The sequence below is a fragment of the Pseudoalteromonas sp. NSLLW24 genome (genome assembly GCF_015864725.1).
Lineage (GTDB): Bacteria > Pseudomonadota > Gammaproteobacteria > Enterobacterales > Alteromonadaceae > Pseudoalteromonas > Pseudoalteromonas arctica.
Genome location: NZ_JADYWQ010000001.1, coordinates 204,054 through 222,291 on the forward strand (window position 1 = coordinate 204,054; position 18,238 = coordinate 222,291).

The following is an 18,238-nucleotide window of genomic DNA, read 5'->3' on the forward strand; positions in this document are numbered from 1 at the left end:
GTACTTTGCCTTGCTTAAAAACCAAATACACGGCTGCAAAATTAACCTCGAAAGGTCAATACGCCCAATAAATTCTATTTATATGCTTTATTAATTATCTAAATTAAAGCCTGCTTGCTAAGGTGTAAACCATTAATAAAAAATAACCGCCATAACTGGCATCAATATAAGTGCTGTATTTATGCAAAATAAGCTAACAAATCAATCTAATAATGCGCTACAACACGTTGTAGCCAGTAAGCTTGCACGATCTGTTTTTGCTGGATTTGAGGCGATGTTTTCGCAATTTTTAAATATTACACTGGGTGCACAAAGCCGTTTTGAACAACGACAGTATCACAGTGTACAAAGTGCTATGCGTGAACGTTTACAGGTGTATGAGCGCGAAGTTAAAAACGTGAGTGAAGCCGTGAGAGTTATTGCTTATGCTGAACTTACTTGCCCGCAAACGTGGCAGTTAGCTAAAAATATTTACGGCGATATGGTAGAAAATCACGAAAATAAACCTATTGCGCATACCTTTTTTAACTCAACGTTTGGCGCAATTTGGGACGATAAAAAAATTCGTACTGTGCATTTGTTTGTATTAAAAGCAAAGTATCGTAGTGAGCCGCGCTCTTATGAAAGCTTAGTGAGCAGGGTATCGCTACATAATGGGTTTAATAACGCCGTTAAAACGCTTATCACTAATCAAGTATTTAGAGTGCCGTTTAGTCATTTAGAACGCGATGTAGCCACATTACAAAGTACGTTAATGCAAGGCGCTAAGCAGCAATGCAAACAGGTGTACGAACTTATAAATTTAAACGATGGGTATATTGAATACGCCAACTCATTATTTTTTAGAAACAAAGCCTGTTATTTAATTGGGCGCTGCATTGCTAAAAATGGCGACAATATGCCTTTTGCTATCGCTATTTTAAATACCGATGAGGGATTAAAGCTTGATGCTGTAATGATGGGCGCCGATCAATTAAGTTTATTATTTGGTTTTGCACGCACCTATTTTATGGTTGATACCGATAAGCCCGCTCGTTATGTAGATTACTTAAGTGTGTTAATGCCACATAAACAACGCTTTGAGTTATTTAACGCCATTGGTTTTATAAAGCACGCCAAAACTGAGTTTTATCGGCACAAGGTTGATACGACTAAAAATAGCCCAGCCAACTTCAAGTATGTCACAGCACCAGGGACGCCAGGTATGGTAATGCTGGTATTTACTATTGAAGGGCTAGATTACGTTTATAAAGTAATTAAAGACAAATTTAGTGCGCCAAAAACAGCCACCAAAGCACAAGTGAAAGAAAAGTATAACTTTGTAAAACAAGCCGATAGGGTTGGTCGTTTGGTAGACACACACGAATTTAGATATTTAGCGTTTGATTTAAGCCGTTTTAGCGATGAACTGCTTGAGCAGATGAAAAGCCAAATTGGCAGCAGCATGGTTATATCTGGCAAGGCACTTATTTTAAAGCACGTTTATGTTGAGCGTAAAATGACCCCGCTTAATTTATATATTACCCAATGCGATAACAAAACCTTAGAGAGAGTTATGCATGATTACGGTAAAGCAATTAAAGAATTAGCCGGTGCTAATATATTTCCGGGCGACATGCTAATGAAAAACTTTGGCGTAACGCGATGGGGGCGAGTGGTGTTTTACGACTTTGACGAAATTTGCCCACTAACCGATTGCAACTTTAGAGAGGTGCCACAAACCCAAAATGCACTTGAAGAGCTAAGTAGTAACTCGTATTTTGATATAGCTGAAAACGATATATTTCCGAGCCAATTTAAGGTGTTTTTTAGCGCCAACGAGATTGCGTTTAATTATTTTAATAATGAGCACAGTAACTTGTTTTTAGCGACGTTTTGGCAAGGTTGTCAGCAACAAGTACACAATGGTTATCTACCCGATGTTTATCCTTACAAACAAAGTTGGCGCTTTTGAGGTTGTTTGAATCTGTGTTCATCCCCATCTATATGTTATTACAGTTTTTAAACTTGGAGCAACAATGAAATATATTTCTCATGAAGATGGTAATCTTGCATTTAGTGAAACCGAAAAACCGGTTTTAAAGAGCCATGAAGTACTTGTTAAAGTTGCAGCAATAGGTGTAAACCGTGCAGACAGTATGCAGCGCCAAGGTAAATACCCGGCCCCTGCGGGAGATAGCCCTATTTTAGGTTTAGAATGTGCCGGTGTTGTTAGCGATATTGGTGGTAAAGTTGATAGAGTTTGGCTTAATAAACGTGTTTTTGCTTTGTGTTCTGGTGGCGCTTACAGTGAATATGTAGCCGTTGATGCAAAGCAGCTTATGGAATTACCCGATGATGTAACAATGGCTGAAGGCGCAGCAATAAGCGAAGTGTACCTAACAGCATTTGGCGCGTTATTTGAGCTTGGTAAATTGCAAAAAGGGCAAACAGCGCTTATTCATGCAGGTGCTAGTGGTGTGGGCGGTGCAGCAATTCAAATGGCTAAAAGCGCAGGTGCTACCGTGGTTATTACCGCAGGTACGGATGACAAATGCCGACACGCAAAAGAACTCGGTGCCGATCATGCAATTAACTACAAAACCACCGACTTTGTAGAATATATGAAAGCAAATGAGTTAACAGCAAATGCAATTGTAGATCCTGTTTCGGGGAGTTACTTAAATAAAAATGCCGCTATTGCAGCGATGGATTGCCAAATTGTAATGCTTGCATTTTTAGATGGACGTTTTGCAGAAGTTGATTTTGCCGCGCTTTTACGCAAACGTATTTCGTTTCATGCCTCAACGCTTAGAAATCGTAGTATTGAGTTTAAACGCCAGGTGCGCGACGACTTTGTAGCGCGTTTTTACAATGATATTGCCACTAAAAAGTACGACTTTAACCTGTACAAAACATTGCCTTGGAGCGACGCAAACGAAGCTCATGCTATTTTAGAGCGTAATGAAAATGCTGGTAAAGTTGTTTTACTTGTAGAGTAACTCTTTAATTTTAGGGTTTAGCCCATATACTAAGCCCTATAAAAAACACTTAAGGTTTAATAATGAATCCAATACTAGCAATACTTAAAGAGCACAATGTAAGCGACGAAAAAGTAAAAGCATTGTTTGAAGCGTTTACTCAAAACCCAATGATGGCAATGGCGCTTGTTCAAGAGCTTGGTATTCCGCCAGAAAAGCTACAGCAACTAATGGCAGTGGTGATGACGCAACCACACTTGATTAAAGAAGCAACCGACGAACTTGGTTTAGATTTTGAAAAAGTAAAAGAAGCGAAAGAAAAACTAAATCAGTAATTTTTTATGTGATGAAACATAAAACAATAAAAAAGCATAAGTATTTACTTATGCTTTTTTATTTGGCTTATTCTTTTATGACTACTCTTTTGGAAGTAATACGGTGTCGATAACATGAATTACGCCGTTACTTGCTTCTACATCAGCTTTAATAACGTTTGCATCGTTAATCATCACGCCCATATCACTAGCTTTGACCATAACTGATTGACCTTGCACGGTTGTTGCTTTATCAATTGTCATTACATCAGCAGCCATAACCTTGCCCGACACTACGTGGTAAGTTAATACCGCCGTTAGCTTATCTTTGTTTTCAGGCTTGAGTAGCATTTCTACAGTGCCTTCAGGCAGTTTTGAAAATGCAGCGTCTGTTGGTGCAAAAATAGTAAATGGTCCTTTACCTTGTAGCGTTTCAACTAAACCTGCAGCTTTAACAGCGGCAACAAGAGTAGTGAACGAACCATTTTCAACGGCTACTTCAACAACATCTTTTTTCATACCATGATGATCAGCATAAGCCGCCGTAGTAAATCCAAGGCTTGCTGTTGTAAACAATAATGCAGTAGTAATTTTCTTAAACATTTTATTTTCCTTTAAGTTAATACCCGTTGGTTTCATTAAATGTTACGGCGCTTAAAATTTAATCGATCAATTAAAATTAAGTAGTAAACATGTTTTGTTACATCCTTAATTGAACTGCTGCTTATTAGTAAAGTCATATAAACACTTACTTAACTAAAGACGTGTTAAATTAAAGGGATTAGGCATGAAACCAGTTTATAATTTTTGGAAAAACAACCGTTCTCTCATCGTATTTATTGCACTAATGAGCGTATTTAGAAGCGCTGTTGCCGACTGGTACGAAGTGCCTACAGGCTCAATGAAACCGACTATTCAAGAAGGGGATAGAATACTTACCGATAAAATGGCTTACGACTTACGTATTCCTTTTACGCACATACCGGTTTTTAAATTAGGTGATCCGCAAACAGGCGATATTATCGTGTTTGACTCACAAGCTGCCGATAATCGTTTAGTTAAACGAGTGATTGGGGTACCTGGCGATAGTGTCGCACTTGAAAATAATGAGCTTATTATTAATGGTAAAAAGCTTAACTATGCAGATCAGCGCAGCAACATAGACTCGCTTGATAAAATTGAAGATTTAAACGGATTAGAGCATTCGATAAGAGTGGCGAATATTCCTTCGCGTTTATCGGGGTTTGACGAAATAACAATTCCTGATGATTACTATTTAGCAATGGGCGATAACCGAGATAATAGTGCAGACTCTCGTGTAATAGGTTTAATTCCGCGTGATGAGCTATTAGGAAAAGCAGAGCGCGTCATTTTGTCGCTTGATTACGATAACTATTATCTACCCAGAAAAGATCGTGTATTAAAGGCATTAAATTAATGCAGTGACTAATTTTTTACAATACGCATCAAATACAATCAGCCTATATCTGGGTTGTTTTATAAATAAAAGTACAACTGCCTATTTAGGCAGTTTACTTATATAGCTGTGTACTAACTTAGTAAGTGCATCACGTTCTTGTTCGGTATTAACTATTTTACAAAAATCACCACTGACTGCCGCGCCGCAAGCACCTGCGTCAAACCACTGAGATATATTATCCAAAGTAATGCCACCAACAGGCATTAGTTGCGCGTCTGAAAATGGTCCTGTTAATGCTTTAAAGTAACCAACGCCCATACTGCCAGCAGGAAATACCTTAATAATGTCAGCATTATATTCAATCGCATTTGCAACATCGGTAGGTGTTAATGCGCCCATAAGTACAGGTAAACCATGCTGGTGAGCAAGATCTACAACGGCTTTATTTGTGTTAGGGGTTACAATAAATTGTGCACCGGCATCAATTGCTTGCTGAGCAAGTGTTGTATTTAGAATTGTACCTGCGCCAATGAAGGCATTTTTATGAGCAGCGCGTGCTTTTGTTATTTCTTGCTCAAAGCCAGGTGTGTTTGAAGTGATTTCGAGTGCGTTTATGCCCGCATTAACTAAGCAGTCAATTAATGGAGCTACATCGCTTTGTTGTTTTAAGCGCAAGATTGCGAGTAACTTATATTGCTTGATTAGCGCACTGGTATTTAGTCTTTGGGTATCAAGGTTGCTGGTCATGGTTGTTGATCTAAAAAATATTTTAATACACTGATATTATTTAAATAATGCCTATAAAGCAAATAGGGAAGCTTATAAAAAAACCGCTGACAGTATCAGCGGTTTTTAGATGGGTTATTAAGCGTTAGCTTACATTACGCGCATACCAGGCTCTGAGCCGTCATCTGGGTTTAGAATATAAATTTCTTTTCCGCCAGGACCTGCTGCTAATACCATGCCCTCAGACATACCAAAGCGCATTTTACGAGGCTTAAGGTTAGCAACCATAACGGTTAACTTACCTTCAAGATCCTCTGGTGCGTAAGCCGATTTAATACCCGCAAATACTTGGCGAGTTTCGCCGCCTAAATCAAGTGTTAGCTTAAGTAGTTTATCGGCGCCTTCTACGTGCTCAGCTTTAGCAATTTTAGCTACGCGTAAATCTACTTTTGCAAAGTCATCAAATTCTATTTCGTCGCTAATCGGCTCTTTTGCAAGTGGGCTGTTAGGGTCAATAGTTACTTTTGGCGCTAAGCTTTCTTTAGATTCTTCAACCATTTTATTTACTTTATCCATTTCAACACGTTGCATTAACGGTTTAAATTTATTGATAGGGTGGCTTACTAGCGCATTTTGAACGCTGTTCCATGCAAGGTCGTCATTTAAAAACGCTTGTACGTTGTCGGCCATTTCTGGTAACACGGGTTTTAAGTAAGTAATTAAAACGCGGAATAAGTTAAGACCAAGAGAACACACTTCGTGTGCTTCTTGTTGCTTAGTTTCGTCTTTAATTAATACCCAAGGTGCTGCGCCATCAATAAATTGGTTTGCTTTGTCGGCAAGCGCCATTATTTCGCGAATTGCGCGGCTGTAATCGCGGTTCTCATAGTGTGTTGTAATGCTCGGTGCAGCCGCTTGAAATTCTGCTAATAGCTCTGGTTGCATAATTGTGCTGCTTAGCTTGCCATCAAACTTTTTAGTAATAAAGCCAGCACAACGGCTCGCTATATTTACTACTTTACCTACTAGGTCTGAATTTACACGTTGTGCAAAGTCTTCTAGGTTTAAATCAAGGTCAACAATACCGCTGCTTAATTTTGCTGCGTAGTAGTAACGTAAGTACTCTGGGTTTAAGTTATCTAAATAAGTACGCGCTTTAATAAACGTACCCTTTGATTTAGACATTTTTTCGCCATTTACAGTGACAAAACCATGAGCGAATACGTTAGTTGGCTTTCTAAAATTAGCGCCTTCTAGCATTGCTGGCCAAAATAAGCTGTGGAAGTAGATAATGTCTTTACCAATAAAGTGATAAAGCTCAGCGTTTGAGCCTTCAGCCCAAAACTCATCAAAGTTGATGCCTTTTTTGTCACATAGGTTTTTAAAGCTTGCCATGTAACCAATAGGGGCATCTAGCCAAACGTAAAAATATTTGCCCGGTGCATTTGGAATTTCAAAACCAAAGTAAGGCGCATCACGACTAATATCCCACTGTTGCAAGCCATCGGTAAACCATTCGTCTAGCTTGTTAGCCATTTCTTGCTGAATAGTGCCCGAGTGTAGCCATTCTTTTAACATGCCTTCAAATGCTGGCAAATCAAAAAAGTAATGTTCAGAATCTTTAAGTACAGGCTCTGCACCTGACATTACAGAACGCGGATTAATGAGTTCGGTAGGGCTGTATGTAGCACCACACGAATCACAACTGTCGCCGTTTTGGTTTTCAGACTTACACGTTGGGCAAGTACCTGTTACAAAACGATCGGGTAAGAAAATACCTTTTTCCGGATCGAATAATTGCGAAATAGTGTGCTTTTTAATATGACCGGCATCGTTTAGGCGGTTATAAATAAGCTCGCTTAATTCTTTGTTTTCTTGGCTATGCGTGCTGTGGTAGTTATCAAATTTGATATTAAAGTCAGCGAAGTCGCGTTGGCGCTCTATGCTCACTTGTTTTACCATTTCTTCAGGCGTGATCCCTTGCTTTTGCGCATTAAGCATAATTGGCGTGCCGTGGGCATCGTCTGCGCAAACATAATAAGCTTCGTGGCCCTGTAGTTTTTGAAAACGTGACCAAATATCAGTTTGAATATATTCCAATAAATGACCTAAGTGAGTAGGGCCATTTGCATAAGGTAATGCGCTGGTAATCAGGATCTTTCGCTGCGTCATAATCATTCCGAATTGAGGATAAAACGCCGTTTTTATTATACAAACGGCAATTATCATTAATTTATCTACAAGCTATCTGCTTAGAGTGCGCACAGCTTATGGATTTTTATTAATTGACTGGTGTTAATGCCCTGAATGTTACATAATTCCGTGGCACTTTTCATCAAAGAAACGCTATTTAATTGCTATGTTTGGACTGTCGAAACTATTCTCTTCTAAATCGGTGCAAAAACAACCGATTATTACTGCCTTAGCGGCATATCGTAGTGCGGCTTTTGCCGTCGGTATTGACGAAAGCTTCATTGATACTATTACTCAAAATGACGATAAATCACTACACATTAAATTAACCCTGCCATTTGCTGGGCAATCAGAAATGCCTTTAGTTGAGCAACACGTAAGTGAAAGCTTAAATGTGTCTGTAACAATTAGCGCCAAGGTTATCATTAAAGAGGCAGCTAAGTTTAAGGCGATTAAACATATTGTGCTTATTGCCTCAGGCAAAGGCGGAGTAGGTAAATCGACTACTGCTGTTAACTTGGCGGGCGCCCTTAAAAACGAAGGCGCAAAGGTGGGTATTTTAGATGCTGATATTTATGGCCCATCTATTCCAATGCTTTTAGGCTTGGTGGGCGCAGAGCCCGTCACTAAAGATAACAAACAGCTACAGCCTTTTGATGCAAACGGCATTAAAGCGCAGTCAATTGGCTTTTTAGTCCCAAGCGATGACGCCACCGTATGGCGCGGGCCAATGGCTTCAGGCGCGCTTAGCCAATTGCTTAACGAGACTGATTGGGGCGAGCTTGATTACTTAATTGTAGATATGCCACCGGGCACTGGTGATATTCAACTTACAATGAGCCAAAAAGTACCCGCGAGCGGCACTGTTATTGTCACTACGCCGCAAGACTTAGCCCTTGCCGATGCGCAAAAAGGCATTGCTATGTTTAATAAAGTAAACGTGCCAGTGCTGGGCTTAATTGAAAACATGAGTTATTACATTTGCAGCCATTGCGGCGAAGCTAACCACGTATTTGGTAAAGACGGCGCACAAAAACTTGCGCACAAGCACGGCGTACCCGTACTTAGTCATATTCCTCTTGCAATAGATATACGCGAGTATTCTGAGCAAGGAAAACTTATTGCCAACGATAACGACGCGGCAATAAGCAAAACATACAGCGCAGCAGCGAGGCTTATAGCCAGCACGCTTTATTATCAACAGCATCACAATGCGATTGAAATTGTGATTACAGAAGATTAGTAAATAATGAGACTTTCAGACACACATATTAATGAATACCTAAGCGATGGTCGCATTGTTATTGAGCCTGCGCCAACAAGTGACATGATTTCAGGCGTAACTGCCGATTTGCGATTAGGTAATAAATTCAGAACTTTTAATGCACACAACGCGGCATACGTCGATTTAAGTGGTCCAAAAGATCAGCTAAATAAAGCCATGGAATCAATCATGAGTGAAGAAATAGTGCTTGATGAAGGTGAAGCATTCTTTTTACACCCAGGTGAACTTGCACTTGCTATAACGCACGAAAAAGTAACTCTGCCAGCAGACATAGTAGGGTGGTTAGATGGACGCTCATCGCTAGCACGTTTAGGTTTAATGGTGCATGTAACTGCGCACCGAATAGATCCAGGCTGGAGCGGTAATATTGTTTTAGAGTTTTACAACTCAGGTAAATTACCACTCGCTCTTCGCCCACTGATGAAAATTGGGGCTATGAGCTTTGAAATGTTATCGGGCCCGTGTGAAAACCCATACAATATTCGTAAAGATGCAAAATATAAAGATCAAAGCAGCGCAGTAGCAAGTCGTATTAGTGACGATAAGTAACCACTAAATAAAGCTTTTATTCGTCCATTTTATGAAGCGCATAACCCGGTAGTGCAAAATACTGGTTAAGCGCTTCATTTGCTTTATTAAGCGTGTGCAACAAGTTTGCTAAGTATAAAGATGAAAGTTTTATACCTTTAATTCAATATTTACAATAATAGCCATTTATTTTAATAGTGAAGTGAGAATACAACGGTAATTAATGATTCTTCCCTTTGGTACTATCTATTCAAAAAAATCTTTCTTTAAACGCCGTAGGGCTTAATCCGATTATCTTAATAAATACTTTGCGAAAACTGTTTACATCGTCATAGCCAATATTCAGAGCCACTCGCTCAAAACTGTGAGTGGTCGATTCTAATAGCTCACATGCCTTTTGCACTCTTATTTTTTGAATATACTGTATCGGCTTTAATGTTGTGGCATGGGTGAATTGTCGAAGAAATGTTCGCTCGCTCATACAGGCCAAAGCAGCTAGTACAGAAACATTCAGTGTTTTACTATAATTTGCTTGAATGAAATGCTGAACTAGTAATATTTGTTTATTCCCGTGATTAAGTTTTGGCGAAAAACTACCGTAATAGCGTTGTTCTCTTTTACCCGTATCAACGATAAGAAACTTTCCAAGTGTACGCATAACGTGTGGTTTTGTGAATTGAGCCACGATTTCTAGCCCTAGATCAATCCATGACATCAGCTAATTGCCAATGTGTTGTAGCAACACGATTATTTAATAAGCCTGTTTTGGCAAGTATAAATGCACCAGCGCAAGCAGAGCATAATATAGTCCCTTTTTGATGAGCCTCGTTGAGGTATTGCAACAACTTGGGTTGAGGCGTGTAGTAATAATCACCATCTAAGTTTGGTGGGAGAATAATAATATCATTTTGGCTCATCCCATCTAAATCTATACCGGGCTGAATGACCTTTACAGAGAACTGAACTTCAAGCTGGCTTTCTATAACTATTCTGTTTGCCAAAAAAAATAACTCTTTAAAGCCTTGTACTGCACTTTGTAGGGCGTTGGGGTAGTCGATAATTGTGATCTGAACATGCTTTGTCATTTTTAAACTGATTTATGGCTATTTCGCCATCGGTGTAATGAGTTGATGTTTTGCATAATAGTCTCAACAGATAACCTAAACAACATAAGAGAGATTATTATGTCTAACATAGCATTACTACTTATTGATTTACAAAACGATTATTACTCTACATTCGAAGGAGCTAAATGGCCTCTGTCTGGAACTGAAAAAGCCTCAGAAAATACAGCAATACTACTAGCTCAATTTCGTGATAATGGTATGCCTGTAGTTCATGTTCGTCATGAGTTTCCTTCTGACGAGGCTCCGTTCTTTGTGCCTAACTCTGATGGTGCGAAAATCCATCCTACGGTTACTCCAATTGAAGGTGAGCCGGTCGTTTTAAAGCATCAAATAAATAGTTTTCGCGATACTGATTTACAAAGAGTACTAGAAGAGCTCAACGTTGAAAGGTTGATTATTGTTGGTGCTATGAGCCATATGTGTATTGATGCTGTTACTCGTGCTGCAGTAGATTTTGGCTATGAATGTCATGTAGCACATGATGCTTGTGCTACATTAGATCTTGAATTTAATGGGGTGGTAGTATCTGCACATAATGTTCATCATGCATTTATGGCTGCATTGAGCTTTGGTTATTGTAATGTTCAGAGCACAAACAAATTACTAGATTTAGTTCGCTAACCATTAGTACAGGTAATGGTTTAGCTAAGCATCACTTTAAGAGCTGATTTAATCCATTTTATGAAGCGCATAACCCAGTAGTTCAAAGTACTGGTTAAGCGCTTCATTTGCTTTATTAATATGCCCAATATTTGGGTATATTAAATTACTACTTTGTAAGCCCCCCACTAAAAAGCTATTTTTTATATTTGAATGCTGCTCAATACAGGCTTCAAAACAACGTGCGGCAAGCTCCTCTGGCATACTCATATAATTCATATTGTGAGCTTTATCGTGTTCTATGCATGTTTGTACAAAGTTATTTGCATCAACGCCTTGCTCATCTAAAAATACATTTTTATAAAAACTGTTCAAAGCATTATTAAGTGGGTGCGATAAATTAGGCGTGTTTGAAAGCCATAATTTTGAGGCAAAGCCAAAGCGGGGTTTTGCTGCAAATAAATGCTCACTTATATGATGGTCAAACGCATGGAACCATTCGTGAGCAAGTGCACCACCGCCTGCATTTTTTGCAAGAGCAAGTGTTTGAGAGGCTGCATTATAATGCGCTTGCACACCTTTTTGACCACCATGACCAAATGCAAAATTAAGCTTCCCGCGCAGGCCAATAGCTTTGGGCGGTAAATGCAGTATTTGTGCAAGGTCGGCCAGTGCATCGTAAATTAAATTGGCGCTAATATAGCGCTCTTCTTTAGTTACCCATTTACCGACGACCATTGATCTAAAGCCGAAGGTATCTCTTATATCGCTAAAGTCGACTTGGTCGTCAAAGCGATAGTCGGGTCCTTGGCGAGTAAAGCCACGTTTTAGTCTGTTAGGGTAGTTACGCATTGCAAGTTTCATATAGTAACGAATTTAATCTAAGTAACGTGCTTTTACGTGCTCGGGCATGTGTTGGGTTTGTTTTTGTATTAATTCATCAAGCACATTATAAAGTGGTGCAGGATTTAACTGCTCTATTAAAAACAAACTATGCGCTACGGCTTCAAGTGTGGATAGGCTGTCGGCCCTAGGGGCTTTACGAATAGCATAACGATTTTTAGGTAACTGTTTAAAACTGACCGTTTTGAATTGATTTAGCAATGTGGTGAGCTGCAAAATTTTGTAGGCTTTTTTCCATGTACCATCAACCACGATTAAATGGGTGATGTTTTTTATATTAGATTGCTCAGCGCTATCGTCTAAATTTACAGCGTGTTCGTTAGGGTAGAGCAAAACAGTTGAGCTTACTGGCAGTGATTTAAGAATAGAAAAGTCGTCATTATTTTCGCCTTTGACTATTTGGCAATCAGTTAGACACAAATTGAGTAGTTTAGCGGTATTTTTTGCTATTTTTTCTTCGCTTGGGTGCTGTAGAATAATAACCTTAACTTTGTTGTTTATATTTGTAATTGCGCTGCAAATACAGGTGTTAAGTGCAAAGTTACAATGATTACAAAGTGTGCGTGCCATTTAATAAACTTTTTGTTGCCAGTATGATCCTCACAATTATACATTTATAAGGTAATTAAGTTGGTTTTTTTTACGCATCAATATAAAGTAGTACTATTAAACTGTAATTTACATGGATTGTTTTAAGGGCTTAAAATATGACAGAAATAAATATTGATACATCAGCATTAGAGAGTATGGAATCGTTATTGGGTGAGCAGTTTGCTGATACACTTGATTTTTGCTGCTCGGAGTTTGAGCGTTTAGGCTCTGAAGTTTTAGCAACCATTGGAAAAGACAGAGAAGCGGCGATTCGTCATTCTCATAGCTTAAAATCTAACGCTGCGCAGTTTGGTGCTTCAAGCCTTGCTGAAGTATCTCGCGTTATTGAACAAAATTTAAACCTAGATAACTTAGCTGAAGCCATCGACGCATCTAATAGCTTAATGACTCAAGTAACAGGCTCTCAAGCTAAGCTAAATGAATGGTTAGCATCTCGTTAAAAATATAAGCTAAACGTGAATTTATTTCAGTACTAAGTAATCAAATACACTGGCATTTTGCGCCTTTACTAGGTTAGTCTAAAGACTCACTAGGGCGTGTTGATCTTTCGGGATTGAATTTGCAACGAGTGTCTGGTTTTTAGGTTAGGTAGAGCCTATGCAGTGTGGTTTTTCCACATAAATAGGCGATAACAACACATAAAATCCAAACACGCATTGCCCAGAGGGTTCTTCCTAGGGGCTATTTTCTCTTTGTTACTCAATTTTTACTTAGCCCACTAGGTTACAAATCTCGCGCCGCGATTAAATCGCCCCTAGGTTGAACAAATTTAATCCATTAAGTCAATACGCCCTAAAGAGGTAAAAATGTCTGATATTAAAAAGAGTCACAAATTAGAAGGTGTATGTTATGACATTCGTGGGCCGGTTTTAGCGCAAGCTAAAAAAATGGAAGACGAAGGTCAAAAAGTATTAAAATTGAATATAGGTAATCCGGCTGCTTTTGGTTTTGATATGCCAGAAGATATGCACCGAGATATTATCCGCAACTTATATTCAGCCCAAGGTTACTGTGACTCTAAAGGCCTCTATTCAGCTCGCGTGGCTATTTATCAACACTATCAACAACGTGGATTACATAATTTAGATGTAGATAACATTTATATTGGTAATGGCGTAAGCGAACTTATTCAGATGATCACCCAAGCGCTATTAAATAATGGTGACGAAGTGCTTATTCCTGCTCCAGATTATCCACTTTGGACTGCTTCGGTCACGTTATCGGGTGGTAATCCGGTACATTATTTATGTGATGAAGAGCAAGATTGGTTTCCGGACATTGCCGATATAAAAAGTAAAATCACGTCTAAAACTAAAGCTCTGGTATTAATTAATCCTAATAATCCTACTGGTGCGGTTTACAGTGATGATTTGTTAATGCAATTAATTGATATAGCGCGTGAACATAAACTGCTGTTATTGAGCGATGAAATTTACGAAAAGATTTTATACGATGGTATAACGCATACTTCAATCGGCTCACTTTGCGACGATGTGCCTATTATTACTTTTAATGGTTTAGCTAAAACCTACCGTGCAGCGGGGCTGAGAATGGGGTGGATGGTTCTAAGCGGTCGTACCTCGGTAATGGATGATTTACGCAAAGGCCTAGAAATACTTTCATCTATGCGTTTGTGCGCAAATGTACCTGCACAGTATGCGATTCAACAGGCTTTGGGCGGCGTGCAATCAATTGATAGTCTAATAAACCCGGGTGGTCGCTTGTATGAGCAGCGTGATATTGCATGGCGCGGATTAAATGATATTGAAGGCATTAGTTGTAAAAAACCTAAAGGCGCACTCTATGCGTTTGCCAAAGTAGATACAGCACTTTTTAACGTCAAAGATGATGAAAAGATGATGTACGATTTGCTAAAAGCCGAAAAAATATTACTTGTACATGGCAGGGCGTTTAATTGGCCAGATCCTGATCATTTTAGGTTGGTCTTTTTACCAAGCAAAGATGATTTATCGGATGCGATGTTAAAAATGAAGCGGTTTTTTAAAGACTATCGCCAAGTATAGTTATTAAAAAATAATAAAAAAACGAGCCAAATTTGGCTCGTTTTTTACTTTAGTCATGAATATATTAACAGGGCGTGTAGATCTTTGTGGATTGAAATTTGTTCAATCTAGGGGCGATTAAATCGCGACGCGAGGTTTGTAACCTAGTGGGCTCGGTAACTGCTCCTGCGTTACCCTACTGGCTTACATCCATGTAAGAATAAGTAAAAACCGAGCAACAAAGAGTTAATTGCCGCTAGGCAGAACCCTTCGGGCAGCGCATGTTTGGCATTTATGCTGCGTTATCGCCTATTAATAGGGAACAACCACAGTTCATAGGCTCTGCCTTGTCTAAATACCAAACATTCTGCTGCAAATTCAACCACCAAAGTTCAGCACGTCCTAGTACGCTTTATCTACACGCACTGTGTTGTCGTTCAAGTACACTAATCTTACGTTATCGCCTTTGCTAAAACGCATTGATTGGTCCTGATCTTGAACAACCATAAACTGGTCGCCATTTTCAACTTGTATTAATAACTCTACAAAGTGATTTTGCTGATAATGACTTTGCTGCTGCCTATTATGTGCAACACTGCCGCCAATTACCGAACCTAATATTGTTGCTACTGTGCGGCCGCTACCACCACCAAACTGGTTGCCTACTACGCCACCGAGTAATGCACCGCCGAAGGTTTTCCAGCCGTTGTTTTTGTCTTGAATGATTTCTTGTTCGGTAATATTGCGTACCGATTTTACGTCACCAAATAAAACTTGCTGCACAGGGACTGCTTTATTGCGCTCGTATTTAGCAAACGTAGGCGCGCTTATTGTAAGTAAAGCGCACATAATTACAGTAATTGCTTTCATAACTTGCTCCTTTTATACCAACCTGCATAAATCTTTGATCAATTTAACGAATTAAATTGCGCTATAACGTCGGTAAAAATTTTTTATTTAGAACAACTAAATACAAAAATTTTTGCCTAGTACTAGCGTAATTTTCATAACGTTAAATAGACCCCATATATAAGCAGATTGGTATTAGCTACCAGCCAAAGGTTGATTTTTCTTTAGTTTTACGAATTTCAGTTTCGTCTGCCCACTCAACTAGGCCGCTTTCCATATCCATTAAGCGCATTGTAAATTTATAGTATACGTCTGATTTATCGGCATTTGATTTAACGATGCTTGATAAGTTTCCATATAACATATATTGCGCGCCAATTTGTTTACCAAATGCAACGGCTGTTGCAGGATTAACCAGGGCATCTTCGTTTTGAAACGTTAATTGCTCACGTACTGACTCAACACGGGTCATATCTACAAAACGGAACTTACCGCTGCGTAGCATTTGTGTTGAGATTGAATCGGTGATTGATTCTGTATCAATGTGCTCGCTGGTTTTATTTTTAATACGCTCAACAAATACTACAGGGCGTTTATTAGCGGTCATTGTGCCAACAACAGGTGAGCTAAGTAATGAGTCGGTCATTTGGCTCGCTACTTTTTGTAAGTCGGTAGAACCAAAATTAATATCTGTTGTTTCTACTGCTTGTGCATCGCCATAACTTACTACGGCTTTATTAGCACAGCCACTTAATACTAAAGCGCTCAAGCCAACTAAAGCGTAAGTTGATGCTGTTTTAAATTTGTTACTGATTATCATGGTTGTTTCCTTTAATCTTTAAATTCTTGTGATTCGGTAGACACTTCTCTTACTGCTAAAGAAAAGGTAACCGCATCAGAGCTAGGTGCTAAGCCCGGTAATTGTGTTTTTGCAAAACCAAATAAGGTGAGTGCTTGCCAAGGTGAATGATTGCCTTTAATAACAAAGCCGTCTTTATCAAACCAATTAAATTGATACTGCAAATACTGTGATTTTTTATACTGGCTCGAAAGTGTCACTACTACATCGGTTAACTGGTTGGTTTGACGTGTTTTAACATCAGTAATGGCCAGCTTTTTACCGAGCTCTGGGTTATCTACACGTAATTGCTCATTAAACTGATTTTTATTTTGTTCAACAGAAATACCCGATGTAACCGGTTTGCTGGAACATGCACTGAGCATTAAAACTGCTAATAATGGCGCTATGTATTTCATGATGGCTCCTAAAGTTGAACTACGTGATAATTAAAGTAGCTATTAATGGAGGTTAAGTAAATTAACGTTAACCCTTGCTTACTAACGGTAAAATTTATAGGTGCTTGTGTGCCTATATGCAGAGAATGCTCACCTGTATTTAGGCTTTGCCTTGCAACACTTATTTGATTTGGAAGCGTAAGCCAACTGCGTGTATCAGCTTGCTCAGACGCCAAATTATAAATATTGGCAAGTATATTACCTACGTCACCGGCACTGCGTGCAAGCTCTGCACGGACTTTTTCTTTAGCTACTAACCTAAGCACTTGGCGAGCTACTTTTGCAGGTATTTGATCTTCTAATGTTTTTGCTGCAAGTGCTTCAATGTGTACTAATGGGCTCAGCGCTAAGCTTTGTGCATCTATGTTTATATTATTAAGACGGCGCACATAGGCATTATCTTTATATACTGGCATTGCAAGGCTGTAAAAGCGTGCATCGCCGCGTGACGAATAAATTGGCAAGCGCAGTTTAAATTCATCTTGTTTTGGTACTAAGCCTTGTTCAAATAAAACAATTACTTCGCCTTGTGTTGCAGAAATAGTGGGTGCATCACTAAAACGTTTTTTAAATTCACTTAGGTCTTGGTCAAACCCTTGTTTTTTAGCAAAGCGCATTACGTCCTGCTGTAAATAAATATTGTTAGGTTGTATAGCCAGTGCTTTTTTATAATCAATATAAGCATCGTCATACTGTTTAGCGCTTTGGTAAAGCAAAGCAGATAAATAAAATGTGTAGGCATTTTGAAAGCCATTTTTTACATCTCTGGTTACATTGCCCATGCTAGGGTAGTGCTGCTGCGCTTCCTTAACTGTTGAGTCGCCATCTGTTTTATTTTCGCTTAGTGCATCAACTTGTACTTTATTAGCACGGCGAATTTCGACCAAAGCGCCTTCTACATCATTTTTATACACGTAGTTAAGTGCTTTATAACTATGAAGCATACTCATTTCGTAAGCCGGTGGTACATAAGTTATGGCTGAGTCGTTAGTAAATAACGCATTGCTTTGCTCAAGCCCCGCACTTACTTGTATTTTGGCGGCTTCGCGTTTTTTTTGCATTTGCGTATACACGTTCTCAAATTTACTTTGTGCCTCTTGTGGCGTATTGGCTAAGTCGTTTAAGCGAGCTTGCTCAAGTTGGTTGAGTAAGTAGCTGCTGTGCATGGTGCTATTATTGGCAATAAGGGATTGCGCTTCTTCGATATTGTTTTTCTCGATCGCATTTCTTATTGGTGTCATTTGCGTGGCATAGTCATTAAATAGGTCATTAAAGCCCATTGTGCTACACCCACTTAAAATACAACAAAAGCTTAAAATTATACTTAGGCGCACTGCGCACTCCTCTTAATTTACCTGCATACATTAACATATTATTTTTAGCTAAATGTGTGAAATATTGTAAAAAATCGTAGAGTAAAAC

At 39.0% G+C, this 18,238-nt stretch carries 20 protein-coding genes; 9 read left to right on the forward strand and 11 right to left on the reverse strand.

What is annotated here, in order from left to right; all coding sequences use genetic code 11:
- Positions 1-181 precede the first annotated feature (181 nt).
- The 3 genes from aceK to I6E72_RS00885 all read left to right on the forward strand — a co-directional run bounded on the left by aceK (position 182) and on the right by I6E72_RS00885 (position 3,295).
- A complete protein-coding gene (gene aceK, locus I6E72_RS00875; RefSeq protein ID WP_197110805.1) occupies positions 182-1,954 on the forward strand; it encodes a bifunctional isocitrate dehydrogenase kinase/phosphatase in 1,773 nt (590 codons plus the stop codon).
- Positions 1,955-2,018: 64 nt separating this feature from the next.
- Positions 2,019-2,981, forward strand: coding sequence for a zinc-binding dehydrogenase (locus I6E72_RS00880; protein ID WP_010554229.1), 963 nt, complete (start codon positions 2,019-2,021; stop codon positions 2,979-2,981).
- Positions 2,982-3,043: 62 nt separating this feature from the next.
- Entirely contained in the window at positions 3,044-3,295 is a 252-nt protein-coding gene (locus tag I6E72_RS00885; RefSeq protein WP_007582532.1) for a DUF2999 family protein, read from the forward strand.
- An 81-nt stretch (positions 3,296-3,376) separates the two neighbouring features.
- On the opposite strand, the gene I6E72_RS00890 is transcribed toward I6E72_RS00885, so the two are convergent.
- Positions 3,377-3,877 (reverse strand): fasciclin domain-containing protein, encoded by a 501-nt coding sequence (locus tag I6E72_RS00890; protein WP_197110806.1) that lies wholly within the window; start codon positions 3,875-3,877, stop codon positions 3,377-3,379.
- 184 nt (positions 3,878-4,061) lie between these two features.
- Between I6E72_RS00890 and lepB the strand changes: the two genes are divergently transcribed.
- Entirely contained in the window at positions 4,062-4,712 is a 651-nt protein-coding gene (gene lepB / locus I6E72_RS00895; RefSeq protein ID WP_197110807.1) for a signal peptidase I, read from the forward strand.
- Positions 4,713-4,793: 81 nt separating this feature from the next.
- On the opposite strand, the gene I6E72_RS00900 is transcribed toward lepB, so the two are convergent.
- Both I6E72_RS00900 and metG read right to left on the reverse strand, forming a co-directional pair.
- The gene (locus tag I6E72_RS00900) at positions 4,794-5,441 is read right to left on the reverse strand and encodes a bifunctional 4-hydroxy-2-oxoglutarate aldolase/2-dehydro-3-deoxy-phosphogluconate aldolase (RefSeq protein WP_197110808.1); all 648 of its coding nucleotides are present in this window, start codon (positions 5,439-5,441) and stop codon (positions 4,794-4,796) included.
- A 129-nt stretch (positions 5,442-5,570) separates the two neighbouring features.
- The gene (gene metG / locus I6E72_RS00905; protein WP_197110809.1) at positions 5,571-7,592 is read right to left on the reverse strand and encodes a methionine--tRNA ligase; all 2,022 of its coding nucleotides are present in this window, start codon (positions 7,590-7,592) and stop codon (positions 5,571-5,573) included.
- A gap of 187 nt (positions 7,593-7,779) precedes the next feature.
- Between metG and apbC the strand changes: the two genes are divergently transcribed.
- Together apbC and dcd are read left to right on the forward strand one after the other, a co-directional pair.
- Positions 7,780-8,856, forward strand: coding sequence for an iron-sulfur cluster carrier protein ApbC (gene apbC / locus I6E72_RS00910; protein WP_024599367.1), 1,077 nt, complete (start codon positions 7,780-7,782; stop codon positions 8,854-8,856).
- Between the two features lie 6 nt (positions 8,857-8,862).
- Positions 8,863-9,447, forward strand: a complete 585-nt coding sequence (dcd, locus tag I6E72_RS00915; RefSeq protein ID WP_008168080.1) for a dCTP deaminase — start codon at positions 8,863-8,865, stop codon at positions 9,445-9,447.
- A gap of 229 nt (positions 9,448-9,676) precedes the next feature.
- Here the strand turns inward: dcd and I6E72_RS19670 are convergent, their stop codons facing one another.
- Both I6E72_RS19670 and I6E72_RS19675 read right to left on the reverse strand, forming a co-directional pair.
- Positions 9,677-10,141, reverse strand: a complete 465-nt coding sequence (locus tag I6E72_RS19670) for a GlxA family transcriptional regulator (protein WP_231620487.1) — start codon at positions 10,139-10,141, stop codon at positions 9,677-9,679.
- On the reverse strand, positions 10,128-10,511 hold the full coding sequence (locus I6E72_RS19675) for a DJ-1/PfpI family protein (RefSeq protein WP_231620488.1): 384 nt from the start codon (positions 10,509-10,511) through the stop codon (positions 10,128-10,130). The genes I6E72_RS19670 and I6E72_RS19675 overlap by 14 nt, the downstream gene beginning before the upstream one ends.
- Before the next feature lie 99 nt (positions 10,512-10,610).
- On the opposite strand from I6E72_RS19675, the gene I6E72_RS00925 reads away from it, so the two are divergent.
- Positions 10,611-11,174: a cysteine hydrolase family protein gene (locus tag I6E72_RS00925; RefSeq protein WP_197110810.1), complete on the forward strand. Its 564-nt coding sequence runs from the start codon at positions 10,611-10,613 to the stop codon at positions 11,172-11,174.
- Between the two features lie 48 nt (positions 11,175-11,222).
- Here the strand turns inward: I6E72_RS00925 and I6E72_RS00930 are convergent, their stop codons facing one another.
- Positions 11,223-12,005, reverse strand: coding sequence for a CLCA_X family protein (locus I6E72_RS00930; protein WP_024592528.1), 783 nt, complete (start codon positions 12,003-12,005; stop codon positions 11,223-11,225).
- 24 nt (positions 12,006-12,029) lie between these two features.
- Complete coding sequence (locus I6E72_RS00935) at positions 12,030-12,626, reverse strand: tRNA-uridine aminocarboxypropyltransferase (RefSeq protein ID WP_010554237.1); 597 nt, start codon at positions 12,624-12,626, stop codon at positions 12,030-12,032.
- A 137-nt stretch (positions 12,627-12,763) separates the two neighbouring features.
- Between I6E72_RS00935 and I6E72_RS00940 the strand changes: the two genes are divergently transcribed.
- Both I6E72_RS00940 and I6E72_RS00945 read left to right on the forward strand, forming a co-directional pair.
- Positions 12,764-13,108 (forward strand): Hpt domain-containing protein, encoded by a 345-nt coding sequence (locus I6E72_RS00940; protein WP_024592529.1) that lies wholly within the window; start codon positions 12,764-12,766, stop codon positions 13,106-13,108.
- Between the two features lie 366 nt (positions 13,109-13,474).
- A complete protein-coding gene (locus I6E72_RS00945) occupies positions 13,475-14,692 on the forward strand; it encodes a pyridoxal phosphate-dependent aminotransferase (protein ID WP_010554238.1) in 1,218 nt (405 codons plus the stop codon).
- A 381-nt stretch (positions 14,693-15,073) separates the two neighbouring features.
- Here I6E72_RS00945 and I6E72_RS00950 read toward each other — a convergent pair whose 3' ends face one another.
- The 4 genes from I6E72_RS00950 to I6E72_RS00965 form a co-directional block, all read right to left on the reverse strand.
- Positions 15,074-15,541: a glycine zipper 2TM domain-containing protein gene (locus tag I6E72_RS00950; RefSeq protein ID WP_008134100.1), complete on the reverse strand. Its 468-nt coding sequence runs from the start codon at positions 15,539-15,541 to the stop codon at positions 15,074-15,076.
- 178 nt (positions 15,542-15,719) lie between these two features.
- Positions 15,720-16,340 carry a penicillin-binding protein activator LpoB gene (gene lpoB, locus I6E72_RS00955; protein WP_007375407.1) on the reverse strand — a complete coding sequence of 207 codons (621 nt, stop codon included), beginning with the start codon at positions 16,338-16,340 and terminating at the stop codon, positions 15,720-15,722.
- A gap of 11 nt (positions 16,341-16,351) precedes the next feature.
- Positions 16,352-16,777: a YcfL family protein gene (locus I6E72_RS00960; RefSeq protein ID WP_007582549.1), complete on the reverse strand. Its 426-nt coding sequence runs from the start codon at positions 16,775-16,777 to the stop codon at positions 16,352-16,354.
- An 8-nt stretch (positions 16,778-16,785) separates the two neighbouring features.
- On the reverse strand, positions 16,786-18,150 hold the full coding sequence (locus tag I6E72_RS00965; RefSeq protein WP_197101927.1) for a COG3014 family protein: 1,365 nt from the start codon (positions 18,148-18,150) through the stop codon (positions 16,786-16,788).
- Between the last annotated feature and the right edge of the window lie 88 nt (positions 18,151-18,238).